At 64.9% G+C, this 23641-nt stretch carries 18 protein-coding genes; 11 read left to right on the forward strand and 7 right to left on the reverse strand.

Annotated features, from left to right (window positions below):
• Positions 1-80 precede the first annotated feature (80 nt).
• From TQ38_RS13220 to TQ38_RS13245, 6 genes are all read left to right on the forward strand, one after another.
• Positions 81-1028, forward strand: coding sequence for an acetyl-CoA carboxylase carboxyltransferase subunit alpha (locus TQ38_RS13220; RefSeq protein WP_043971730.1), 948 nt, complete (start codon positions 81-83; stop codon positions 1026-1028).
• Positions 1029-1239: 211 nt separating this feature from the next.
• Positions 1240-3861, forward strand: coding sequence for a DUF1592 domain-containing protein (locus TQ38_RS13225; protein WP_240197890.1), 2622 nt, complete (start codon positions 1240-1242; stop codon positions 3859-3861).
• Positions 3858-5198 carry a DUF1552 domain-containing protein gene (locus TQ38_RS13230; RefSeq protein ID WP_043971016.1) on the forward strand — a complete coding sequence of 447 codons (1341 nt, stop codon included), beginning with the start codon at positions 3858-3860 and terminating at the stop codon, positions 5196-5198. Before TQ38_RS13225 ends, TQ38_RS13230 begins: the two co-directional genes overlap by 4 nt.
• A complete protein-coding gene (locus TQ38_RS13235) occupies positions 5191-6555 on the forward strand; it encodes an ankyrin repeat domain-containing protein (protein ID WP_240197891.1) in 1365 nt (454 codons plus the stop codon). Before TQ38_RS13230 ends, TQ38_RS13235 begins: the two co-directional genes overlap by 8 nt.
• A gap of 31 nt (positions 6556-6586) precedes the next feature.
• The gene (locus TQ38_RS13240; RefSeq protein WP_043971017.1) at positions 6587-7063 is read left to right on the forward strand and encodes a cytochrome c; all 477 of its coding nucleotides are present in this window, start codon (positions 6587-6589) and stop codon (positions 7061-7063) included.
• Between the two features lie 2 nt (positions 7064-7065).
• On the forward strand, positions 7066-7743 hold the full coding sequence (locus TQ38_RS13245) for a cytochrome b/b6 domain-containing protein (protein ID WP_043971018.1): 678 nt from the start codon (positions 7066-7068) through the stop codon (positions 7741-7743).
• Between the two features lie 17 nt (positions 7744-7760).
• On the opposite strand, the gene TQ38_RS13250 is transcribed toward TQ38_RS13245, so the two are convergent.
• The 6 genes from TQ38_RS13250 to TQ38_RS13275 all read right to left on the reverse strand — a co-directional run bounded on the left by TQ38_RS13250 (position 7761) and on the right by TQ38_RS13275 (position 17032).
• Positions 7761-9155 (reverse strand): nucleobase:cation symporter-2 family protein, encoded by a 1395-nt coding sequence (locus TQ38_RS13250; RefSeq protein WP_052505548.1) that lies wholly within the window; start codon positions 9153-9155, stop codon positions 7761-7763.
• An 11-nt stretch (positions 9156-9166) separates the two neighbouring features.
• Complete coding sequence (locus TQ38_RS13255; protein ID WP_043971019.1) at positions 9167-10528, reverse strand: 8-oxoguanine deaminase; 1362 nt, start codon at positions 10526-10528, stop codon at positions 9167-9169.
• Positions 10528-11646: a purine nucleoside permease gene (locus TQ38_RS13260; protein ID WP_043971020.1), complete on the reverse strand. Its 1119-nt coding sequence runs from the start codon at positions 11644-11646 to the stop codon at positions 10528-10530. Before TQ38_RS13260 ends, TQ38_RS13255 begins: the two co-directional genes overlap by 1 nt.
• Positions 11647-11752: 106 nt before the next feature.
• Entirely contained in the window at positions 11753-14197 is a 2445-nt protein-coding gene (locus TQ38_RS13265; RefSeq protein WP_043971021.1) for a TonB-dependent siderophore receptor, read from the reverse strand.
• Between the two features lie 163 nt (positions 14198-14360).
• A complete protein-coding gene (locus TQ38_RS13270; protein WP_043971022.1) occupies positions 14361-15887 on the reverse strand; it encodes an adenosine deaminase in 1527 nt (508 codons plus the stop codon).
• A complete protein-coding gene (locus TQ38_RS13275; RefSeq protein ID WP_052505549.1) occupies positions 15884-17032 on the reverse strand; it encodes a purine nucleoside permease in 1149 nt (382 codons plus the stop codon). The genes TQ38_RS13270 and TQ38_RS13275 overlap by 4 nt, the downstream gene beginning before the upstream one ends.
• Positions 17033-17286: 254 nt before the next feature.
• On the opposite strand from TQ38_RS13275, the gene TQ38_RS13280 reads away from it, so the two are divergent.
• The 3 genes from TQ38_RS13280 (at position 17287) to TQ38_RS13290 (ending at position 19429) form a co-directional block, all read left to right on the forward strand.
• Complete coding sequence (locus TQ38_RS13280) at positions 17287-18228, forward strand: LysR family transcriptional regulator (RefSeq protein WP_043971023.1); 942 nt, start codon at positions 17287-17289, stop codon at positions 18226-18228.
• Between the two features lie 84 nt (positions 18229-18312).
• Positions 18313-18846: a phosphoribosyltransferase gene (locus TQ38_RS13285; RefSeq protein WP_043971025.1), complete on the forward strand. Its 534-nt coding sequence runs from the start codon at positions 18313-18315 to the stop codon at positions 18844-18846.
• A gap of 4 nt (positions 18847-18850) precedes the next feature.
• Positions 18851-19429, forward strand: coding sequence for a TIGR00730 family Rossman fold protein (locus TQ38_RS13290; RefSeq protein ID WP_043971027.1), 579 nt, complete (start codon positions 18851-18853; stop codon positions 19427-19429).
• A 106-nt stretch (positions 19430-19535) separates the two neighbouring features.
• Here TQ38_RS13290 and uvrA read toward each other — a convergent pair whose 3' ends face one another.
• Positions 19536-22547, reverse strand: a complete 3012-nt coding sequence (uvrA, locus tag TQ38_RS13295; RefSeq protein ID WP_043971029.1) for an excinuclease ABC subunit UvrA — start codon at positions 22545-22547, stop codon at positions 19536-19538.
• 167 nt (positions 22548-22714) lie between these two features.
• On the opposite strand from uvrA, the gene TQ38_RS13300 reads away from it, so the two are divergent.
• Complete coding sequence (locus TQ38_RS13300) at positions 22715-23110, forward strand: hypothetical protein (RefSeq protein ID WP_043971031.1); 396 nt, start codon at positions 22715-22717, stop codon at positions 23108-23110.
• 86 nt (positions 23111-23196) lie between these two features.
• Positions 23197-23586: a hypothetical protein gene (locus TQ38_RS13305; protein WP_052505550.1), complete on the forward strand. Its 390-nt coding sequence runs from the start codon at positions 23197-23199 to the stop codon at positions 23584-23586.
• The last annotated feature ends 55 nt before the right edge of the window (positions 23587-23641 follow it).

The following is a 23641-nucleotide window of genomic DNA, read 5'->3' on the forward strand; positions in this document are numbered from 1 at the left end:
AAACAAGTTCAGGATGACGTTTAGGTGAACGCATAGTGGTATCGGCCGGGCACCCCGCCGACGACACGGACTGGATGAGCATGATTTCGTTCCTGGACTTCGAAAAGCCGATCGCCGAGCTGGAAGCGCGCATCGCGGAGCTGCGCGCCACCGCCGACGGCAGCGACCTCGACATCGACAGCGAGATCGGCAAGCTCGAAAAGAAGAGCGCCGGGATGCTGGCGGCGACGTATGCCAAGCTCACCCCCTGGCAGAAGACGCAGGTCGCCCGCCACCCGCAGCGCCCGCACATGGTCGATTACCTGCGCCTCATCTTCACCGACTTCGTGCCGCTGGCCGGTGACCGGACTTACGGTGAGGACGCCGCGATCATCGGCGGCCTGGCCACGCTCGACGGGCGCAAGGTCATGCTCATCGGCCACGAAAAGGGCCATGACACCCCCAGCCGCATCAAGCACAACTTCGGCTCGGCCAAGCCCGAAGGCTACCGCAAGGCGATCCGACTGATGCAGATGGCCAGCAAGTTCGGCCTGCCGGTGGTGACGCTGGTCGATACCGCCGGCGCCTTCCCCGGCATCGAGGCGGAAGAGCGCGGCCAGGCCGAAGCCATCGCCCGTTCGACCGAAGCCTGCCTCGCGCTCGAAGTGCCGATGGTTGCGGCGATCCTCGGCGAAGGCGGCTCGGGCGGCGCGGTCGCCATCGCGGCTGCCAACAAGGTGCTGATGCTGGAACACTCGATCTACTCGGTGATCTCGCCCGAGGGCGCGTCCTCGATCCTGTGGCGCACTTCAGACAAGGCAGCCGATGCGGCCACCGCGATGAAGGTTACGGCGCAGGACCTCCTCGCCCTCAAGGTGATCGACGCCATCGTGCCCGAACCCACCGGCGGCGCTCACCGGGATCCCGCTACCACGGCCCGCTCACTCGCCGATGCGCTGGGCCGCGAACTGTCCACTCTGGCAGCCTATACCCCGGCAGAAATCGTCCGCCAGCGCGAAGACCGCTTCCTGGCGATCGGCTCGCTGTAAAGCATAATTCCTCCCCGGGCTTGGCTCGGGGAGAACCTGTGTCAAGCTGCCTTGCCCTGCTCTAATAAACGCAGCACCTCGTCCATTTAATGGCAATGGACGGCAACACCCCCGATCGATAGTCCAAAATCCCGATGGGAACCCGCCGTAGCGGGACAAGGCAAGCCGGTACTGCACAAGCGCGGGCCGGAAATGGGGTCGGGCATACATCATGAGCCTTTCAAGGCATTTCAATCTCGGCAGGCCGAGTCTGGCTCAATGCGCGCTTGCGCTGAGCGCGCTGGTCACGGCAGCCACCGTCTACGCCGCCGCGCAGGACGGGCCGGCTGAAACCGCCGCGCAGACCAATGCTCAGGCAAACATGACCCCCATGCAGCAAGCCGCTTTCGTCGAGCCGATGCTGGGCGAGTATTGCTCGCGCTGCCACAACGACATCGATAACGTTGCCGATCTCTCGGTAGAAGACCTCAAGGCCGATGACCTGCGCACCGGCCGCCATGCCGATGAGTGGGAAAAGATCCTGCGCCGCGTCGCCGCCGGCGAAATGCCGCCCCACGGCAAGGCCCAGCCCGATCCCGAAATGCGCGCCGCCTTCGTCAACTGGCTGGACACCTCTCGCGCTGGTTACCTTGCCGCCAACCCCGATCCCGGCCACGCCGCGATCCGCCGCCTCAACCGCGTCGAATACGCCAACGCGGTGCGCGACCTGCTCGCCCTCGACGTCGATTTCAGCCGCGAACTTCCCGCCGACAACTCGGGCTTCGGGTTCGACAACATCTCCGACGTGCTGAGCGTCTCGCCCACGCTGATGGAACGCTACGTCGCGGTCGCCGGCAAGGTCGGCCGCCTCGCCACCGGCCTCACCAGCCGGCGCGAGATCGTCACCACCTGGCAGGTGCCCAAGGACGGCTCGGTGCAGAATTCCGGCGTACCCGCCTGGAACGAGCGCGCCAGCGCCGATCTTCCACTCGCCTCGCGCGGGGGATACGCACACCGCTATTACGCGCGCCACGACGGCGAATACGAAATCGCCGCCTGGCTCAATTCCAATAGCAACAACGAGACCGACCGCATGGTCGAGGACAAAGTCTCGCTGCGGGTGCCGATGAAGGCTGGCTCGCACCTCGTTGCGCTCTCGTTCCGCCGCACGGTCGCCCCTTCCGAAGCGGTGCAGGTGCTGCACAACGATACCGACAAGGTGCCCATGCCTCTTGAGGCACCCCGGATGCTCCCGCTCGACGTGTGGGTAGACGGCAAACTGGCCAAGACGCTGAGCGTGCCCAGCTACCGGATGCACCAGCGCTATTCGCAAGCGAATTTCCCCCGCGACGTGCTGCAGGTCGACGTTGCCGGCCCGTTCAACGCCGCCGGCATCCCCGACACCCCCAGCCGCCGCGCCGTGTACTTGTGCAAGCCGCGCAAGGCGAGCGAGGAGGAAGCGTGCGCTACCCGCATCGTCTCCGCCCTCGCCCGCCGCGCGTGGCGCCGCCCGGTCGGCGGGTTCGACATCGCCCCGCTGATGCGCATCTACGCCGCCGAGCGCAAAGCCTCCGACTTCGAACAGGGCATCGAGGCCGCGCTGGAAGCGGTGCTAGTCTCGCCCGAGTTCCTGTTCGTGGTGGAGCGCGATCCGCAAGGGGCGATGCCCGGCAGCGTCGCCCGCGTCTCCGACCTCGAACTCGCCACGCGGCTGTCGCTGTTCCTGTGGAGTTCGATCCCCGACGAACGCCTGCTCTCACTTGCCGAGCAGGGCAAGCTGGCCCAGCCCGCCGTGCGGGACGCCGAGATCGCCCGGATGCTTGCCGATCCGCGCGCCAAGGCCCTGACGACGAACTTCGCGGGCCAGTGGCTATACCTCCGCAACCTCGACCAGCAGCGTCCCGACATCGACGTATTCCCTCAGTTCGACACCCGCCTCAAAGCGGCGATGGCGACGGAAACCGAGATGTTCTTCACCGATGTCCTGCGCGCAAACCGGTCGCTGCTGGACTTCATCTCGGCCGACTACACCTTCCTTAACCAGCGCCTGGCGCAGCACTATGGCATCCCCGGCGTGTCCGGCCCGGCGTTCCGCCGCGTGAACCTGGACCCCGCATGGCACCGGGGCGGCCTTCTGGGACAGGCCAGCATCCTGACCGTCACGTCCTATGGCAACCACACCTCGGTGGTGAAGCGCGGCAAGTGGATCCTCGACAACATGCTCGCCGCCGCGCCCCCGCCCCCGCCGCCAGACATTCCCGCGCTCAAGACCGAGCATGACGGACGCCAGCTGACCGCCCGCCAGCAGCTGGAAATGCACCGCATCAACCCCACGTGCGCGGCCTGCCACGTCAAGATGGACCCGCTCGGCTTCTCTCTGGAGAATTTCGATGCGGTCGGCGCATGGCGCACGGTGGATGCCGGCCAGCCGATCGACGCGGCCGCGACCATGCCCGATGGCGCGAAATTCGAAGGCATCGGCGGCCTCCAGTCCATTCTGATGGACCGCAAGGACGAGTTTACCCGCGCCTTCACCGAGCGGCTGATGACCTATGCCCTGGCCCGCGGCCTCACGGCCAACGACATGCCCTCGGTCCGCGCCATCTCGGCGGACGCCGCAGCCGATCAGTACCGCATCCAGACCGTGATCCAGGGCATCGCCGCCAGCCCCGCCTTCACCCTGCGCCGCGTGCCGGATCGCTTCAAGGCGGCGTATCTAGGCGGGGGCTTCGACAAGCTCAGCCTGAGCGGGTTCAAGAGCACATTTCCTCGCAGATCCGCTCAGGCCGGGCCTGTCGGAGCCCTGCCGGCAAGGCGCATCGCCCCTTCCTTCACCCGGAGCCTACCGCGATGAGAGTGATCCGCCCTGCCCTTTCCCGCCGCACCCTGCTGCGCGGGGCCGGCGCCGCGATGGCGTTGCCGTTCCTTGAAGCGATGATGCCCAGCGCACGCGCTGCCGACGTGGCCTCACGGCCCAAGCGCCTGCAGGTGTTCTATTCGCCCAACGGCATGACCATGCCCGGCTTCCAGCCTACCGACATCGGCGCCGACTTCACGCTGCCGCCGACGCTGGAGCCGCTTGCTCCGCACCGCGCGGACATCGCCGTCATCAGCGGCCTCGGCCACCCGCAGGCCGCTGCAATGGGCGACCGCCCCGCCGGCCACGGCCGCTCGTGCCCGGCGTTTCTGACCGGCACTCACGTCAAGCAGACCGAAGGCCCGGACATCCGCGCCGGCGTGTCGATGGATCAGGTGTTTGCCGCCCACCTCGGCGATGCCACCCAGCTTACCTCGCTGGAACTGGGCATCGATCAGGCCAGCCTGCTGGGTTCGTGCGACATCAACTATTCCTGCGCCTATACCAACGGCATCTCGTGGCTGACGCCGTCCGTGCCGCTGCCGGTGGAAGCCAACCCCCGCGCCGTGTTCGAGCGCCTGTTCGGCGACGGCGATGTGAGCGACGAAGCCGGCCGCCTGGCCCAGCTACGCCGCCAGTCGTCGATCCTGGACTTCGTGATGGAGGACACCCGCCGCCTCTCCACCCAGCTCGGCATGGAAGATCGGCGCAAGCTCGACGAATATCTCGACGCCACCCGCGCAATCGAAAAGCGCATCCAGCGCAGCGCATCCTCGCCGGCCACGGGTCAGGCCGCATCGATGCAGCAGCCCGCCGGCATTCCGGGCGACTTCGCCGAGCATGTGAAGCTGATGATCGACCTGCAGGTACTTGCCATGCAGGCCGACATCACCCGTGTGGGCACCTTCATGATCGGGCGGGAACTGAGCAACCGCACCTACCCCGAAATCGGCGTGCCGGATTCGCATCACATGCTCAGCCACCACGGCAACAACCCCGAGAAGATGGCCCAACTGGCGAAGATCAACCGCTATCACATGGAATTCTTCGCCTACTACCTCCAGCGCATGAAGGAGGGCCGCGACGGCGAAGGCTCGCTGCTCGACCGGACGCTGGTGATCCGTGGCTCCGCCTTCGGGGATTCCAACGAGCATGATTACATGGACCTGCCGGTCGTGGTTGCGGGCGGCCTTGTGAAAGGCGGTCGGCACGTCCGGGTCGAAAAGGGCACGACGATGTCGAACCTGATGCTCGCGGGCCTGAACGCGCTGGACGTGCGAGCCGCCTCGTTCGGCGACAGTACCGCCCCGCTGCGGGAACTCACCGATGCGTGAGGGCCGCGCCCATCCGTCGTCCCGGATGTTGCTGGCCGCATTGCTCGCACTTCCCGGCACGGCTTATGCGCAGGCCGATACCGATGCGCTGGCGCGGGCGATCACCGCCGGCGACATTCCCGGTGCCCGTTCTGCACTCGATGCGGGGCTCAGTTCCAACCAGCCGCTGGCCTACGGCGAAAGCCCCCTCGCCCGCGCCATCGAGACGCAGGAGCCGGCAATGGTCGCGCTGCTGCTGGAGCATGGCGCAAAGCCGAACACCGCCGATGCTGAGGGTCTTACCGCCCTTGCCCTCGCCTGTGAGCGCGGCAGCGGGGTGATCGTCGGTCAGCTTCTGGATGCCCGCGCCGATGTGCGCAAGGCAGGGCCGGACGGCAGCACCCCGCTCGCCGTCTGTGCCCGATTCTCGAGTGCGGAGGCTACCGCGCGCATGTTGTCCATGGGCGCAAAAGCGGATGCGCCCGACACGCGCAGGCAGACGCCGCTGATGTGGGCAGCCTCATCAGGCAATGTCGGTGCCGTCGCCAATCTTCTCAAGGCAGGCGCGAAGGTGAACCGGGTTGCTGCGGAGGGCTTCACCCCGCTTTTCTTCGCGATCGCCAGCGGTTCGGTGGATGCCACGCGCGCATTGCTCGAAGCCGGGGCCGACGCCGCCCATCGCGGGCCGGAGAACACCAGCGCCGTGCAGCTGGCGCTATACCAGAAGAACTGGCGCGCCGCCGAGTTGCTGGTGGAACGTGGCCTCGTAGCCCGCGCCGATTTTGCGGAGCACGACCGAAACGGGGAACAACCTCTCCATGCCGCCGCAGCCGGAGGAGACGAAGCACTCGTTTCGCTGCTGCTTGCCAACGGCGCGGACGCCAATGGCCTGACCGGCCCCTCGCGCATCAAATGGGTGACAGAGGCCAACTTCGGCATGCCGCCTGCGCCCGTGCCGCCTACGCCGCCCCTGCTGATTGCTGCCCAGCACGGGCATGTTGCGGTGATGAAGCGTCTTGTCGCGGGCGGAGCGAATCCGGCCTTTGTCGCAGAGAACGGCGTTAACGTGGTCCTCGCCGCTGCGTCCGGCCGCAGCGCCGCCGCGCTGGCGGAAGCCTTGGTGCTCGCCCCCGATGCCAATGTGGCCAATGGCAAAGGCGCAACCCCGCTGCATCTGGTTTTGGACGGAGGGATGCATGGCCAGCTTGCCCCCATGCTCCGTGTTCTGGCCGCCCACGGCGCCCGTCCGGACATCGCCAACCAGCGCGGCACCACACCCGCGCAGATGGCCGAAGGCGGACTTGCGACGGTAAAAGCGGTCTACGATCAAGTCTTTGGTCAAAAAGGCGCGCCCGTGTTAGCCAGTGCCCATCCTTGATTCACAAAACTCGAACAGGATCGACAAAACCATGACGCTTTCGAAGAGCCTTTCCCTTGCCGCCCTTGGCATGTCCGCTGCGTTTCTCGCGGTGACAAGCACCCTGGCTGTCGCCGCATCGCCGGCCGCCACCACGATCGCCACGCGCCACGCCAACTTCAAGAAGATGGGCGGCGCCATGAAGGTCCTCAAGGACCAGGTTTCCAGCGGCACGATCGACAAGCCCGCTGCCGTCGCCGCCGCCAAGACGCTTGCCGCAACGGGCCGTGCACAGGTTGGCCTGTTCCCCAATGGCAGCGGCGCCTCCTCCGGCGTGAAGACCGATGCCCTGCCAGCCATCTGGACCAACCGCGCTGTCTTCGACGGCCAGATGAAGGCCTTCATCGCCCAGGCCGACAAGATGGTCGTGGCCGCCAATACCGGCAACGCCGCTGCCGTTGGCGCCCAGTTCAAAGCGGTCGGCGGCACCTGCGCTGCCTGCCACAAGCAGTTCCGCGCGGACAACTGAGTATGCCGCGCAGCGCCGCTTCCACCACCCGTATCTGGGACCCGACCGTCCGCCTGTTCCATTGGCTGCTGGTCGCCCTTATCGCCTTCTCGTGGTGGAGCGGCGAGCAGCACGACATGGAGCGTCACCGGCTTTCCGGCTACGCGATCCTCGCCCTGCTGGTGTTTCGCGTGTTCTGGGGCTTCGCTGGTCCCCGTACCGCGCGTTTCACCACCTTCGTGCGCGGACCGGGTGCAGTCATAGCCTATATTAGGGGCCTTGGCCGCCGTACCGGGCAAGCCGCCAATGGCCACAATCCGCTCGGCGGATGGAGTGTCGTTGCCATGCTGGCCGTGATCGGACTGATGGTACTGGCGGGCCTGTTTGCGGTCGACGTGGACGGGTTCGAATCCGGCCCGTTGGCGGACTATGTCTCGTTCGATCAGGGCCGCACCGCTGCCGAACTGCACGAAACCGTGTTCAACGGTATCCTCGCGCTGGTGGCACTGCATGTGGCGGCGGTGGCGTTCTACCTCGTGTGGAAGCGGCAGAATCTCGTCCGGCCGATGATCACCGGCAGCCGCAAGAGAGCCGACGGCGAAACTCCCAGCGAATTGCGCTGGTCGCCGGTGCTGGCCGTGGTCGGTATCGTGATTGCCGTGGCCGTGGCCTGGGCTGTCTCCACGGGCTTCCGGTTCTAGAAATTCATCGTCCCGGATCAGGTCCGGGATGATGTGACCTCTGTCCGCCCCGGCACCAACAGGTTCAGCACCACAGCCGTCACCGCCGCCGGCAGAACCCCCGATCCCAGCAGGATACGCGCCGTTTCCGGCACATGCTGCAGCGCCAGTGGCTCAAGCTGAAGGCCAAGCGCCAGCGACAGCGAAACACCGAAGATCAGCATGTTGCGCTGCGTCCACTCGACCCCCGAGAGCATCGAGGTAGCTGCGGACGCAACCATGCCGAACATCACGATTACGCCCCCGCCCAGCACTTCGATAGGGATCGTGGTGATGACCGCGCCGACCTTGGGCAGCAGCCCGCATAGCACGAGGAACAGCGCGCCCACCGTCACGACGTGGCGGCTCATCACGCCAGTGATGGCGATCAACCCCACGTTCTGGCTGAAGGTGGTGTTGGGCATGGCACCGAACACGGCGGCCAGCGCGGTGCCCACACCGTCGGCGGCAACCGCGCCGGAAAGCTCCCTTTCGGTGGCGGGACGGCCAGCATTGCCCTCGCAGATCGCATCGACATCGCCGATGGTCTCGATCGAGGAGACGAAGCCGGTCAGGCAGAAGCCCAGGATCGCCGATGCCGAAATCGCAAAACCGAAGTGGAACGGCATGGGCACCATCACGAGACCGGCCGAGGCCACCGGCGCGAAGTCGATCCGCCCCATCGCCAGCGCCGCCGCGTAGCCCGCCATCAATCCCAGGAGAACGGCGGCGGTAGACCAGATGCCCCGCCCGAAGAAGTTGAGCGCCAGGGTCACCACCACGACCACGCCTGCCAGCAGCCAGCTTTGCCACGCACCGAATGCGGGTGTGCCAACGGCGGGAACGCCTCCGGCCGCGTACTGGATGCCGATCCGCATCAGCGAAAGCCCGATCATCAGCACGACAAGCCCGGTGATGAGCGGCGGCAGCGCAAAGCGGATGCGGCCCACGAACATGCTGAGGAATGCGTGGAGCAATCCGCCGAACAGCGCAGCGGTGGTCAGCGCCGCCATCGCCTCAACGCCCTTGCCCGCAACGATCGGGATCATGATCGGAATGTAGGCGAAGCTCGTCCCCTGCACCAAAGGCAGCCGCGCGCCGACGGGGCCGAAGCCGATCGTTTGCATCAGCGTGGCCAGCCCGGCGAACAGCATCGCCATCTGGATCATGTAGATCATCTGCGAAGGGTCCGCCGACCCGAACCCGAAGCCCCCTGCCCCGGCGACGATGATCGCGGGAGTCATGTTGCTCACGAACATTGCGAGGACGTGCTGGATGCCCAGCGGCACGGCGACGGCAAGGCCGGGGAACCAGTCCGGGTCGCGCGCCTGCGCCGGAGCCATGCCGGTCGGAGCAGGAGCGGCAACAAGTTCTGGGGCTATCAGGGCAGTCATCGCAAGGTTCCTCAGGCGAAAGTCTTGAGCCGGTCGAGCGAGCGGTTGGCGGCGCGCAGCACGTCATCGCGGCGGACTTGTGCAAGGTCGCCGCCGCGCACCACGGCGCGGCCTTCCACGAAGACGTCGCGCGCACCGGTGGGCGGGCTGAGCACAAGGCCGGCAACCTTGTCCCAGGCGCCGGTGGAGAAAATGTCGGCCATGTCCCAGATCACGAAATCAGCTCGCTTGCCCACCTCGAGCGAACCCACGTCGCTGCGCCCCAGTACCTGCGCGCCGCCGCGCGTGGCGAGATACAGCGCCTCGCGCGGGTCGAAGCGGTCGGCGCCGTGCGTCACACGCTGGAGCAGCATGGCCTGCCGCGCTTCGTTCAGAAGGTGGCCCGAATCGTTGGAGGCCGAACCGTCGACGCCGAGGCCCAGCGGCACGCCGGCGTCCATCATGGCCCGCAGCGGCGCGATGCCGGAGCCGAGACGGCAGTTCGAGCAGGGGCAATGGGCCACGCCGGTGCCGGTTCGCGCGAAAAGGTCGATCTCGGCCGGGTCGAGCTGAACGCAATGGGCGTGCCACACGTCGGGGCCGGTCCAGCCCAGCCCTTCGGCATATTCGCCCGGCCGGCAGCCGAAACGTTCGAGCGAAAAGGCCAAGTCGTCGGCATCCTCGGCAAGGTGGGTGTGTAGCATCACGCCCTTGTCGCGCGCCAGCAAAGCGGCATCGCGCATCAGGTCCGTGCTGACCGAGAAAGGCGAACAAGGCGCCACGGCGACGCGCAGCATGGCGCCGTCTCTGGGATCGTGGAAGCGGTCTATCACGCGGATGGTATCGGCCAGGATCGCCGGCTCCTCCTCCACCACGCTGTCGGGGGGCAGGCCGCCTTTGCTTTTGCCCACGCTCATCGATCCGCGCGTGGCGTGGAAACGCAGGCCCACTTGCGCCGCAGCGTGGATGGAATCGTCCAGCGTGACGCCGTCAGGGAACAGGTAGTGGTGGTCAGAACTCATCGTGCAGCCGGATAGGGCCAGTTCGGCAAGGCCAAGCTGGGTGGCAGCAAAAACGTCCTCAGGCCGGTACTGCGCCCAGATCGGGTAAAGCCGCCGCAACCAGCCGAACAGCGAGACGTTGATCGCGCCGGGCAGCGCGCGCGTCAGCGTCTGGTACAAATGGTGGTGTGTATTGACCAGGCCGGGGGTGACGACGCAGCCTTTTGCATCGATCACCTCGTCTGCGTCGTCCACCAGTGGGGCCAGTTCGGCGCTGGTCCCAACCGCCACGATAACGCCGTCCCGCCAAGCCATTGCGCCATCGGCAATCTCTCGCCGCGCGTCGTCCATGCAGACCAGCGCATCGGCATGGCGGACCAGCGTCAGGCCCATCAGGGCGTTGCGTCCTTGTAACGGTCCCAGTTGCCGAGCAGTTCGTCGACCACCTTCGAGCCTACGGTATAGAGGTTCTCCACCGCCGCCTCGAGACCGGCATAGCCTTCGTTCTCGCGCAGGAGGTACGTCGCCGCATCCACGCCCGGAGGCGGCATCGTGAAGTTGGACCCGGCGCGCACCACCAGCACTCGGTCGCGGTCGGCACGGCCGATGTTGTCGAGGTAAGTCATCGACTGCATCACGCCGGTGTCCTCCATCGCCGAGGTCACGAATTCGCCCTTGCCGCCGCTCCAGTAGCGAACCCAGTCGTTGGCCCAGTCGGTCAGCTTCTCGCCGTGCCAGAAGGTCATCGCCGAAAGCGTATCGCCCTCCAGCACGAAAGGCGCCTCCTGCGCATGGGGGTAATCGGTGAATTTCGCGCGTTCGGCGGCGATCGCCGGAGTGTCGGGAAGCTCGATATCCTTGGTGAGATCGAAGGCCCACTTTTCGAGGGTGGGATTGATCGTGTATATTTCGCCGCCCGAGGGATCGGGCCTCGTGGTCAGGTCATTGGGACCCTTGGTGTTGCGGGGAAAATATCCGCTTTTCCAATCCGCCGGGATTTCACGCGCGTCGATCTCATGGGCAAGGTCGCCGTCGACGACATAGCGCGCCCAGGCGACCGAACCGATCGAGGCATCTTCGGGGTCAATCCCGGCAATGCCCGCCACCAGCCAGTAGGCCTGGGTCAAATCGAAGCGTTGGTCGAGGCCGAGCGCCAGGGTCGCCGCCGTCGATCGAGCAGTGCCGATGCCCGTGACCATGCCCAGGACCTGCGTCTCGGGGTTATAGTAGAGGTCGTGGAAGGACTGAGGGAAAGCAATGCGCTGGGTCAGTCCGCGGCGCGCTTTCCACAGCTGGAATTCGCCGGCGACATCGCCCTCGTCCTTGCCGATCTCGAATAGCGAGACGATCACCACTTTGACCGGCAACGGATGGGCGCAGGGACCACCGGGTTCGCACCCCGCGATCGAGGATGCGGAAGGGGCATCGGCCGCTAACGCAGGGGCGGCGATGGCCAGAACGGAGGACAGCATGGCGCCCGCTAGAAGGGAGGCGAGCGTCTGGAAGCGCATAGGGGACCTTTCACAAATTGGTTCGCCGTCATCCTGCCAACATGAAAAAGCAGCGGCAGCGAAAAATCGGGAGCGCCCGCCAAGGCGGGCGCTCCCTTCACTCACGTCAGAACTTGTACGAAACCGTGCCCTGGAAGCTGCGCGGCAGTTCCGGCAGAACGATGGTCGAACCGAACAGTTCGGTGAAGTTGGCACGGAAGTACTTCTTGTCGGTGACGTTCTTGACGACGGCACGGAACACGAACGGCCCGGTCTCGTACGAGGCCGAAAGGTCGAACTTGGTATAGGCCGGCAGCTTCACGACCTGCGAAGCACCGGAGTAGACCGAGTCCACCTTCACCATGCTGCCCGCCAATGCGATGCCGTTATCGAAGGCATATGTCGCGGTCAACGAGTAGAGGTTGGTCGGAATGCCTGCGCGGCGGGCGTCGTTCTTCGTCAGGATCGGGATGTTACCGATGGGCTGACCGCCGAGATAGAGCGCCGGGTTCGTCACGTTCACCAGATCCTCGATGCCGAAGAAGCTGAAGGTCTCTCCGGCTTCGAGCGCGGTCAGGTTCCAGACCTTGGTGCGCGTGTAGCCACCGGTCAGGAGCAAGTGCTCATCCACAGCCCAGCGGAACTCCGCCTCAAGGCCCTTGGTCTCGACCGCCTGGTTCACGGTCATCGACTGCGAACTGTAATCGGTGCGCTTCTGCTTGTAGACCGATACCGCCGCATAGAGGCGGTCATCCAGCCAGCTGCCCTTGATACCCGCTTCGTATAGCTTGGAAGCGGTGATCCAGGTGCCGGCTGCAAGATTAAACGGGTCGATCTCGGCGCCCTGGCCAGCGATGACCACTGATTGGCGCGCGGCTGTGACGTAGGGGATCAAGCCGAAGGGTAGCTTGTAGTTGGCGCTGGCCGACCACGACCAGGCGCCGTCCCGGTCCTTCGCGCCCGAAATGGCCTTGGGAGCCTCCATGAACGCTTCCTGGAAGTTGGAAACGCCCTTGATGGTGTCGTAGCGCGCGCCCAGCGTCACATCGAGACCGAACTTGAAGTCCAGATCGACGAGGCCGGCGAAGCCCAGGTCGGTGTAGTGCCCCTTAACGTAGGTGTCGTAGTTGCAGTTGCATTCGGTCGATAGTAGGCGGTCACTGGCAGGGGTATAGCCCACGGTCAGGTCGACGCGGTGGAAGTATTCGTAGTTGAAGTCTTCGCCGTGCTTGAAGTTGGTGTAGCGAATAGAGGGCGAAAGCTGGACAGAGAACTTGCCCGCATCGGTATCGAAGACCTTGGAGACGACGATCTTGTCCTCGATCACATAGGAGTCGTGGAACTGCGAGAAGCCGTAGGCATTCTCGTTGATGTTCTTGTAACCGTCATAGAACAGCTGGTTCTTGATCTCGATGTCGCCGGGGCCGGTCCAGATCAAATCGGCATACAGCGTGGTCGCCTTGTTATCGAGACGGTCGTTCTTGCCCGTCAGCGTCGCGCGGCGGCTGAGCTTGGCGGTGCCCACGTTGGTGAGCGCCAGCTCAGGATAGCTCGACGTGAAACAGGCGTCGGTAAAGCCGCTGGGGCGGGTGCTGAAGCCTCCGCAACCGAACGTGCCGAAGACCGACAGGCCGCCGGGCATCGCCGCGTTGATTTCCTCCACCGACATCTGACCGTCACCGTTGCTGTCGAGCGACTGGGCCGCGCCGGTGATGTAAGTGCCGTTGTCGACCAGATCCTGCGTCAGGCGGTTCCAGCCGCCGTTCTGCTGGCCCTTGTAGTTCTGATACATGCCGCCGAATTCAAGGCGCAGGTTCGGCGTCAGGTCGGTGTCGAACGAGCCTTGCAGGATCGTCTGCTTGGTCGACATGTTGTTGTAGTAGCTGCCCGAATTCTCGACTTCCGCGTAAAGGCTATAGCCGAATTCCTGCGTACCCAGCTTGCCGGGACCGCGCAGTTCGGCTGCGATGTCCGCCTTTGCCCAGCTGCCGCCGGTGAAGCTGATCTTGCCTTCGGGGCTGGCGAGGTAGGAACCGCCCTGCACGCGCGCCGACTTGGGCACGAAGTTCATGTAGCCGCCAGTCTTGGACGGGCCGTAGATCGGCGAGGCCGGGCCGCGCACGATGTCGATGCGCTCGGAAGCGGCGATCGGCGTCGGGTAGTTGCCCGGGTTGTCGAGGCGGCGCACGCCGCGAAAGTACACTTCGCCGGGCGTGCCGCGAATATCGAGCGCGCCGCCGACACCGAAGAACGAGTTCGTGAACGTCCCCGGCGACTGCGCGACGAGGTCATAGATGTCGGTGATGCCGAAGCGTTCCATCTGCTCCGAACTGATGGTGGACACTGAGCGCGGCGTCTCTGTCACTGTCTTGTCGAAACCGAACACGCTGCCCACGCCCTCGATCGGCAGCGCACCGAGCGATCCGGTGACGACGATCTCATTGCCGTCGGCATCCGTATCAGCGGCGGCCTGGGCGAATGCCGGAGTGGTCATCGCAGTGCAGCACAGCAGCATGCCAGAAAGAGCCGCGCTTCGGAACTTGCGCGTATTGTAGTTGTTCATACCCATCATGTTATGCCCCCTGAACCGGTAGAAGCGTCGTAGTCGCGCTTCTCCGTTCGTTGATGTTGTACCCCTCCTCTCCCGTTTCTTTTCGTCTATGCCGCGGCGCATCATTGCATTGTTTCAGTCATCCGCGAAGACGTATTGAGCGCTATTCCTCTCTTTCCCCCTGTTACCTGCCAAAACGGCCGATCGTATGTTCGAATTTGTCAAAGTTGGCCTCAAGCATCGCTTGCAGCCTTGCCTTCTCGCTACCCGCCAGGAACGTCTTGCACTGCGCGTCGGCAAGCCCGCCGGCACAGGGCTGGACGACATCGCCGTAACGGCGCGCGCGCCACAGGCTGGCGCCGGGCGCAAAGGAATATTCCAGGCTGGCGCGCGCCATTTCCTTGAGGTCGCCGTAGTGCAGGTCCTGCTGAGTGACGGCGCGCACGTACTCGTTGCTCATATCGGAGCGCAGCACTCCTTCGTCGTCGGTCGAAAGCATGACCGGCACGCCCATCGAACGGTACAACTGCAGCGGATGGTTGCCGCCCTCAACGCCCAGGATCACGGCATTGCTGGTCAGGTTGATCTCTACCGCAATGCCCTCGCGCGCCATGCGGGCAAGCGTTTCAGGGGCCTGAGCCTCGTAGGCGATATCGACGCCGTGACCGATGCGCTTCGCTCCGGCGTCGATGGCCTTGGCGATGTGGTCCTGCAGGTCGAGCGGGGGCACCAGCCCGAGCGCAAGTTCGCCCGCATGCATGGTCACCTTCACGTCGGAATATTTCGCCTCGAGGAAACGGAACATCGCCATGTGCAGGTCGTAGTCCCGCAGCGCGACCGGATCGTCTTCGGGCATCACGATGTTGACGCCCACGAAGCGCGGGTCCTTATGGGCCAGCGCGAAGCCCGCGATGAGCGAACGCCATGCCTGCGCCGGCGCCACGCCGCGCATCGCCGAGTAAAGGTAACGTACCGCAACGTCGCAGCCGGGCTTTGCGGCAGAGGTGCCGCAGTCCAGCCGCTTGCGTGCGTCGGCGTCATTGCGCGTGACGTCGGCCATGGTCCCGGCCAGCAGGCCCTCCACGGTCGCGATCTCGCGCTTGTAGGAGGCGCCCAGCATGGATGCGTCGATAGGCTCGTCGTCTCCAGCAGCCATGTAAGCCGACAGCGCGCCGGGATTGTACATCAGTTCGAGGTAAACGAGGTTGTTGCGCCCTGCACTGGCGTAAGCGTCGGCCAGCCAGCGCGGCACTTCGCCGCCGAAAGCCGGACCGAATTTGCCGAAGCTGGAGAAGAACTGGCTATGCCCGGAAATCAGGGCCGGGCCGATGCCCTTCTGAAACCCGCGCGTCGAAATCGCATCGACCAGCTTGGCATAAGTGAACGGATCGCGCACCGCCATCGAGGCGATATCACGATCGGGCGCGCAGGGAGGCGGCATGATCCGGGTCAGCCCGTCATCCGCGCACATGCCCTTGTCTGCCGCGACCTTCAGGAAGTCCTCGGCATAGACGGACCCGCCGAGGTGGTTATGAAGATCGCCGCCCTTCGGCATCGCCTGAAGCACCATCCGCAGCCGCCCGGCATTACCCGAAACGGAATCCACCAGCGCAGAAGCCGCAGCTTCGCTCGCCGCATCGGCATGGGCGAGCGGCGCCGCCAGCGGCAGCGCGCAGCAGGTCGACATCAGGGCAAGAAGCACCCGCTTCATGGTGCGGGCGCCTCGGGAACGGCATCTCTGTACGTGTCCCAATGTGCCAGCAGTTCGTGGACGACCGGCGCGCCGACACGGTAGTTGGCCTCGAAAGCGACCTTCTGCCCCGCACCCTCATTGGCGACACTCTCCACCGCCGACACACCCGGCGGCGGCATCGAGGGATTGCTGCCGGTGCGCAGGACCAGCACGCGCGCCGGATCGACCAAGCCCTGCTTGGCGGCGATCTGCATGGCGCCGGCCATTGACTGGCTCTCCATGTTGGTCATCGCGAAGCGGCCCTTGCCGCCGGTCCACAGGTTCACCCAGTCGCGCGCCCACTGGGTCCGGCCCGGTCCGTGCCAGTACCGCACCGAGCCCAGCGTCTCGCCCATGAGCACGAAGGGGGGCTTCTGCGCCTCGGGATAGCCCTTCCAGCGCGCACGGTCTTTCTGAAGTTCGGCGTTATCCGGGATCGGCACGCTCTTGGTCATGCCATAGGCCCAGAATGCCAGCCCCTGGTTGAGCTTGACCGACATCGTCAACTTGCTGGTATCGGTGAAGCCCGCGAAGTCCTCGGTCGCCGCCGGCAGCATGTTGGGCTTGGCCGCACCGATTGCGAAAAGGCCATAAGGCCAGTCCTTGGGGACCTCCCGGTCGTCGAATTCACGCAGTGTATCACCCTGCACCACCCAGCGCGACCATGCCGCGCTGCCAACCGAGGCAACCTTGGGATCGACGCCGGAAATGCCGGTGAACAGCCAGTAGGTTTTGGTAAAGTCAAAGCGCGGGTCGACCAGCAGGGCCATCAGTTGTTCGGCAACGCCGCCCAGCATCGTATCCGGGCTGCCCCAGACCATGCCGTAAAGACCTTGCGCATTGCGTCGCAGCGGATGAAGCGCTCCCTTGAGCGGGATCACCTCGTCAAGATGCTCACGCTCGGCCCAAAGCTGGAATTCGCCCGGCGCATCGCCCGTGTCGGCGCCCGGCTCGAAATTGGCGATGACGATCACTTTGACGGGGATTGGCGTTACCTTGGGAACCGAAGGAACCGGCGGTTCCGCAGCGCCCAGCGCAGCCGGCGCAAGGGCACCCGCCGCACAGGCCAGCGCAAGCGCGCGCAAACAGGCCCGCAAGGGGCGTCCAGATCGAATCACAGTCATCGTTACCCCAAGCCCCGCAATAGGGGGCGCCTCGTCCTTCGGATCTGGTGGGAAAACCGATGGAAAAGAGCGCCCCCGGCCGAAAGTGCGGTTCCGAACAGTTCGATCCTTCAGGGAGAGCGAAGGATCGGAGGGTCTTCCGGATCGCACCTTTCGGTGTTGCCATGAGTGGTAAGGCACTTGACTCGGGCCGAGCAAACGCAATGAATCCCACGCAGCGTTGCAAAAATTAGAGCAGGTCCCTAAAATTCATCATGCCCGCCTTTTCGCGTTTCCTCAGATACTTCATGGCGGTCGGCCGCCACGGCTCGATCCGCAAGGCGGCGGACGAACTCAACGTCTCCGCATCGGCCATCGCGCGCCAGATTCTCAACGTCGAGGCGGACATCGGCACGCCCCTGTTCGAACGTCTGCCCACCGGCCTCAGGCTTACGGCGGCAGGCGAGATCATGATGGCGGCGGGCAACCGATGGCAAAAGAACATGGTCGATATCCGCGCCCAGATCGAGGACCTGCGCGGCCTCAAACGCGGTCATGTCGAAATGGCGATCATCGACGCGCTGGCGAAAGGCCATATACCCGCCGCCGTGCGCGCCATTCAGGACCGCTACCCCGGCATTACCGTGGGTGTGCGCGTCCTGGGCAACGATGACGTGCGCAAGGCGGTGACCAGCGGCGAGGTCGATTTCGGCATCCTGTTCGAGCCGCAGTCCTACCGCGACCTGACCGTCCGGGCATTCGTCGAGGTAGTGCTGGGCTTCGTCACCCCCACAGACCATCCGCTGGCAGACCGGCGCGAAGCCCGCTTCTCCGCCTGCAATGGTTCCCCGCTGATCCTCCCGGCCGACACGCTGGCGGTGGGCCAGCAGATCGAGGTACTCGTGGGCGCGACGGGGATGGAGGTGGAGCGCAAGGCGACCTCCGACAACATCCAGATGATCACCTCGCTGGTGCAGGAAGGCGTGGGCATCGGCATCCTATCCTCGCTCGACGTCATCGCCGAGGTTCAGGCCGGCCGGCTTTCCTTCACCCGTATCTCCGACGCCCTGCTGCGGCCGATGACGTTGGCGCTGTGCACCAATGCCGCGCGCACCCCTTCCTATGCCGCCGGTATCGTCCTTTCGGAGATCGAACTTGGCTTCGCACAGCTCAGCTATCCCGATTCAATGCGCCTCAAGGTGCAAAACGGGGAGTGAAACTCCGCACACGATTGCTCTTGGCGCGCGGTGACGATATCGGCACTCCTTTCCCCACACATCGCCGCACAGGATTCGCGACTGATGAGCGAAAACGCTGAACCTCAACTGCACTACCTCGAATATTACGAGGAATTCCTCGCCAAAGTGCGCGTCTTGTCGCGCAAGATCGGCGAGGGCGAATGGCGACCCGACTTCGTGATCGGCGTTGGCCGCGGCGGCCTTGTGCCTGCCGTCTACATCTCGCATCAGCTTGAACTGCCGATGCTCTCGATCGACCACTCTGCCAAGGTTCCCGGTTTTGCCGACGAACTGCTCGGCAAGGTCGCCGGCATGAGCGCGGAGGGCAAGCGCCTGCTGTTCGTCGATGACATCAACGACAGCGGCGGCACCATCGAATACATCCGCACCTTGCTGGGCACCAATGGCTGCAAGGCCGAAAACCTGCGCTTCGCGGTCCTGATCAACAATACCCGGTCCAAGGCCGTGGCGGAACTGTTCGTGGATGCGATCGACCGTGACGAGGACAAGCGCTGGTTCGTATTCCCGTGGGAATCGGTCGGCACCAAGGACGCCATCGTCGACGAAGCCCGCTCCGTCCCGGAAAGGCTCGGCTAAACCCATGCGGATCTGCGTTTATCTCGGCTCCTCCGCCGGCAACAGCCCCGTGTACCGCGAAGCCGCCGAGCAGTTCGGCACCCTGCTGGCCAAGCGCGGCATCGGCCTCGTCTACGGCGGCGGCATGGTCGGCCTCATGGGCGTGATCGCCGATGCGGTCTGCGCGGCGGGCGGCGAAGTCATCGGCGTCATCCCCGAGGCCCTGCGCGCCCGTGAACACGACCACCAGGGCATCACCGAGCTTCACGTCGTCAAGACGATGCACGAACGCAAGGCGATGATGGCCAATCTGGCGGATGGTTTTGTCACCCTGCCCGGCGGTATCGGCACCTTCGAGGAAATGTTCGAGGCCTGGTGCTGGTCGCAGCTTGGCTACCACAACAAGCCGGTCGGCTTGCTAGACGTCGGCGGGTTCTACTCGGGCCTGCGCCAGTTCATCGACAACGTGGTGGAAGAAGGCTTCCTCCAGCCGCGCCACCGCTCGATGCTCATCGTCGAGAAGGACCCCGAGACGATGATCGACCGCATCATCAACTACACCCCGCCCGAGAACGAACACTGGCTGGGCGCCCGCGACGTCTGACGGAGCGTAGAGAGGGCGATGGCCCTCGCGTTACCATCTATCCCTCGCCCTTCTGCTTTCCGTAAAACGACGGCGTCCCTCCCCGAGCAAGCTCGGGGAGGAATGGTTATTTCACAAGAAGCGGCTTGAGATAGTGGCCAGTGAACGAGCGCGGCTCCTTCACCACCTGCTCAGGCGTTCCGGTCGCCACGATCTCACCGCCGCGCACGCCGCCTTCGGGGCCCATGTCGATGATCCAGTCGGCGGTCTTGATGACGTCGAGATTGTGTTCGATCACAATCACCGAATTGCCCTGGTCTACCAGGCGGTGGAGCACTTCGAGCAGTTTGCGCACGTCCTCGAAGTGGAGGCCGGTGGTGGGTTCATCGAGGATGTACAGCGTCTGCCCGGTGGAACGGCGCGCTAGTTCCTTGCCCAGTTTCACGCGCTGCGCTTCGCCGCCCGAAAGCGTCGTGGCCTGTTGGCCGACCTTGACGTAGCCCAGACCCACTTCGTTCAGCATGTGCATCTTGTCGCGGATGGGGGGCACCGCCTTGAAGAACTCCTCCGCGTCCTCGATCGTCATGTCGAGCACGTCGGCGATCGACATGCCCTTGAACTTCACTTCCAGCGTCTCGCGGTTGTAGCGTTTGCCGTGACATTCCTCGCACGTCACGTAGACGTCAGGCAGGAAGTGCATTTCGATCTTGATGAGGCCGTCGCCCTGGCACGCCTCGCAGCGGCCGCCCTTGACATTGAAGCTGAAACGCCCCGGCTTGTAGCCGCGCGCCTGGCTTTCGGGCAGGCCGGCAAACCAGTCGCGGATCTGGGTGAAGGCACCGGTATAAGTCGCCGGGTTGGAGCGCGGGGTGCGGCCGATCGGCGACTGGTCGATCTCGATCACCTTGTCGCACTTTTCCAGGCCCTTGATCTTGTCGTGCGCGCCCGCGATCACCCGCGCGCCGTTGAGCTGGCGGCTCGCGCCCGCCTGCAGCGTGTCGATGGTGAGCGAGGACTTGCCCGAACCGGACACGCCGGTGACGCAGCAGAACGTGCCGAGGGGAAACTTGGCGGTCACCCCAGTCAGATTGTTGGCGCGCGCGTTCTCCACCGTGATGAACGAACCGTTGCCCTTGCGGCGCTTGGCCGGCACCTCGATCTTGCGGCTTCCGTTGAGGTAGGCGGCAGTGAGGCTGTTCTTGGCCTTCAGCACCTGCTTCAGCGTGCCCTCCGCGACGATCTCGCCGCCGTGGACGCCCGCGCCGGGGCCGAGGTCGACGATGTAGTCGGCGGTGCGGATGGCGTCTTCGTCATGCTCCACCACGATCACGGTATTGCCGAGGTCGCGCAGGCGCTTGAGGGTGACCAGCAGCATGTCGTTGTCGCGCTGGTGCAGGCCGATGCTCGGTTCGTCGAGGACGTAAAGCACGCCGGAAAGGCCCGAGCCGATCTGGCTGGCCAGGCGGATGCGCTGGCTTTCACCGCCCGAAAGGGTGCCGCTGGTGCGGTCGAGGTTGAGGTAGTCCAGCCCGACGTTGTTGAGGAAACCCAGACGCTCGTTGATCTCCTTGAGGATGGCCTTGGCGATTTGCTTCTGCTGGTCGGTCAGCTTGGCTTCCAGTTCGCCGAACCACGCAAAGCCGTCCGAGACGGAGAATCGCGCGGCATCGGCGATATCGGCCCCGGCGATCTTGACCGACAGAGCCTCGGGCTTGAGGCGCTTGCCCTCACAGGTTTCGCACGGCTGCGCGGTCTGGAACTTGGCCAGTTCCTCGCGCATCCAGGCGCTGTCGGTCTGGATCATGCGGCGGTTGAGGTTGCCGATCACACCCTCGAAGGGCTTGTTGACGGTATATTCCTTGCGCCCGTCCTTGAAGGTGAGCGGCACCGCCTTGCCTGCCGTGCCGTAAAGAATCACGATCTTCACCTCGGGTGAGAGCGCGTCCCAATCCGTCGTCAGGTCGAACCCGAAGTGCGCAGCGAGGCTGGAAAGCACCTGCATGTAGTAAGGCGAAGGCGGGTTTGACTTGGCCCAGGGCACGATCGCGCCCTGCTTGAGCGTCAGGTGCTCGTTGGGGACGACCAGCTGGGGGTCGAACAGCAGCTTTTCACCCAGACCGTCGCAGGCCGGGCACGCACCCTGCGGCGCGTTGAACGAGAACAGGCGCGGCTCGATCTCCTCGATCGTGAAGCCGCTCACTGGGCAAGCGAACTTTTCCGAAAAGACGATGCGGTTGGCGGGCAGGCCGGCGTTCTTCATGCCCTTCGTCAGGGTGGGGACGTCGGCGTCGGCCTGAGCGGCGGAGGCTTCGACAGGCTCAGCCTGAGCGGATTTTGCTTTCGACCTGGTCTTCTTTGCGGGAGCGGCATCCGCTCGTGCCGAGCCTGTCGAAGCACCGCCCAGCTCCGCCACCGTGGTATCGGCCAGATCGACATAGGCCAGCCCCTCGGCCAGCTTCAACGCCTGCTCGAAGCTGTCGGCAAGGCGCGTCTGGATGCCGTCCTTCACCGCGATACGGTCGACCACCACCTCGATGTCGTGCTTGAATTTCTTGTCGAGCGCGGGGGCATCCTCGATCGGATAGAACTCACCGTCGATGCGCACGCGGGTGTAGCCCGCCTTCTGCCATTCGGCCAATTCCTTGCGGTATTCGCCCTTGCGGCCGCGCACCACGGGGGCAAGCAGATAAAGCCGCGTGCCTTCGGGCAGCGCCATCACCCGGTCGACCATGTTGGAAACCGTCTGCGCTTCGATCGGCAGGCCGGTGGCGGGCGAATAGGGAATGCCCACGCGCGCCCACAGCAAGCGCATGTAATCCCAGATCTCGGTCACCGTCGCCACGGTCGAGCGCGGATTGCGGCTCGTCGTCTTCTGCTCGATCGAGATTGCCGGCGAAAGCCCGTCGATATGCTCGACATCGGGCTTCTGCATCATTTCCAGGAACTGGCGCGCATAGGCCGAAAGGCTCTCGACATAGCGGCGCTGCCCTTCGGCATAGATCGTATCGAACGCCAGGCTCGACTTGCCCGAACCCGAAAGCCCGGTGATGACGATCAGCTTCTCACGCGGGAGCGCGATGTCGAAGCCCTTGAGGTTATGCTCGCGCGCGCCGCGCACAGTGATGTGGGTGAGACTCATGGAGGCGGTATGTTCCAGATTTGTTCGCACCCTTCAAGAGGGGCTTCGCGGGTTTTGCAAGAGATGGGGTGCCACAGGCGAGAGGCAAGCCCCCAAGCCTGCCGGGAACGACCGGGAGGCCAGCGGCGTTACTTCCCCCGAAACGCATCAACGACTGGAGAAAGCCCATGCGCCCCATCCCGCGTCTTGCAACCGCATTCGCCGCCCTCATGCTGGTAGCCCCGGCAACTGTTTTCGCGCAGGCCGAGCAGTCTGCTGCCAATGCTGCGGAGCAAGGCAATCCCGAAGCCCGCCGCCAGATGCTCAACGCAGAGCAAGCCGCCGCCGCCCGCGCGCAGGTCGAATCCAACGCCGCCAGCCAGGCTCACCACGACACCGCCGTCGCCATGAACGACATGGCGGCCCAGCGCGACGGCGCCCGCTATGCCGATATTCTTGCCCGCCACGGCGCGGCAGAGCAGGACTACAGCCAAACCCGCAAGCAATGGGAGCGCAGCAATCCCTACTGCTGGAAGGGCGATGCCGCAAAATGCCCGGCAGACCCGGCCGCGCCGGGCGGCTGATCGGCGAACCGCTCATCGCAACCGCTTTGCATTCGCGCCCCGTAACCGTCACAACCGGCTATCGGGGTTGACGGGGTTCGAGTGCAATGGCTGTTTCGCGAAAGCTTCATCTGGCGGGAGCGATGATCGCATTGGCCTGCGCGGCGCCCACCCTTGCCGATGATCCGCGCGACCCTACGATGACCCCCGAAGCCATCGCTCGCGATCGGGAAACGATCCGCCGGCTCAACCGAGCCCAACTCGACCACGTCCAGCAGCGCGACGCCGGCTACGCCCAAGGCTGGCGCGACCATGCCGCCGGACGGGCTACGCGCGATCACGAAGACGACGACTATACGGCGGACCGGAAGACCTACGCATCGGCCCGGGCGGACTACGCCCGCGATCGCCGCGAATACGACCAGGCGATGGCCGAATGGCGTCGCGACGTCGATGCTTGCCGGGCCGGATATTATGAGCGGTGTGACAGGCGCTAGAGGAACGATCTGGACTCGCAAGGATCGGTCTCCTTGCCGAGTAACCGATGTTGGA

The organism is Novosphingobium sp. P6W, from assembly GCF_000876675.2.
Taxonomy (GTDB): domain Bacteria; phylum Pseudomonadota; class Alphaproteobacteria; order Sphingomonadales; family Sphingomonadaceae; genus Novosphingobium.

Coding starts and splice junctions, on each gene's coding strand:
- TQ38_RS13220 (WP_043971730.1), top strand. CDS start 81: ATGATTTCGTTCCTGGACTTCGAAAAGCCGATCGCCGAGCTGGAAGCG.
- TQ38_RS13225 (WP_240197890.1), top strand. CDS start 1,240: ATGAGCCTTTCAAGGCATTTCAATCTCGGCAGGCCGAGTCTGGCTCAA.
- TQ38_RS13230 (WP_043971016.1), top strand. CDS start 3,858: ATGAGAGTGATCCGCCCTGCCCTTTCCCGCCGCACCCTGCTGCGCGGG.
- TQ38_RS13235 (WP_240197891.1), top strand. CDS start 5,191: ATGCGTGAGGGCCGCGCCCATCCGTCGTCCCGGATGTTGCTGGCCGCA.
- TQ38_RS13240 (WP_043971017.1), top strand. CDS start 6,587: ATGACGCTTTCGAAGAGCCTTTCCCTTGCCGCCCTTGGCATGTCCGCT.
- TQ38_RS13245 (WP_043971018.1), top strand. CDS start 7,066: ATGCCGCGCAGCGCCGCTTCCACCACCCGTATCTGGGACCCGACCGTC.
- TQ38_RS13250 (WP_052505548.1), bottom strand. CDS start 9,155: ATGACTGCCCTGATAGCCCCAGAACTTGTTGCCGCTCCTGCTCCGACC.
- TQ38_RS13255 (WP_043971019.1), bottom strand. CDS start 10,528: ATGGGCCTGACGCTGGTCCGCCATGCCGATGCGCTGGTCTGCATGGAC.
- TQ38_RS13260 (WP_043971020.1), bottom strand. CDS start 11,646: ATGCGCTTCCAGACGCTCGCCTCCCTTCTAGCGGGCGCCATGCTGTCC.
- TQ38_RS13265 (WP_043971021.1), bottom strand. CDS start 14,197: ATGATGGGTATGAACAACTACAATACGCGCAAGTTCCGAAGCGCGGCT.
- TQ38_RS13270 (WP_043971022.1), bottom strand. CDS start 15,887: ATGAAGCGGGTGCTTCTTGCCCTGATGTCGACCTGCTGCGCGCTGCCG.
- TQ38_RS13275 (WP_052505549.1), bottom strand. CDS start 17,032: ATGACTGTGATTCGATCTGGACGCCCCTTGCGGGCCTGTTTGCGCGCG.
- TQ38_RS13280 (WP_043971023.1), top strand. CDS start 17,287: ATGCCCGCCTTTTCGCGTTTCCTCAGATACTTCATGGCGGTCGGCCGC.
- TQ38_RS13285 (WP_043971025.1), top strand. CDS start 18,313: ATGAGCGAAAACGCTGAACCTCAACTGCACTACCTCGAATATTACGAG.
- TQ38_RS13290 (WP_043971027.1), top strand. CDS start 18,851: ATGCGGATCTGCGTTTATCTCGGCTCCTCCGCCGGCAACAGCCCCGTG.
- uvrA (WP_043971029.1), bottom strand. CDS start 22,547: ATGAGTCTCACCCACATCACTGTGCGCGGCGCGCGCGAGCATAACCTC.
- TQ38_RS13300 (WP_043971031.1), top strand. CDS start 22,715: ATGCGCCCCATCCCGCGTCTTGCAACCGCATTCGCCGCCCTCATGCTG.
- TQ38_RS13305 (WP_052505550.1), top strand. CDS start 23,197: ATGGCTGTTTCGCGAAAGCTTCATCTGGCGGGAGCGATGATCGCATTG.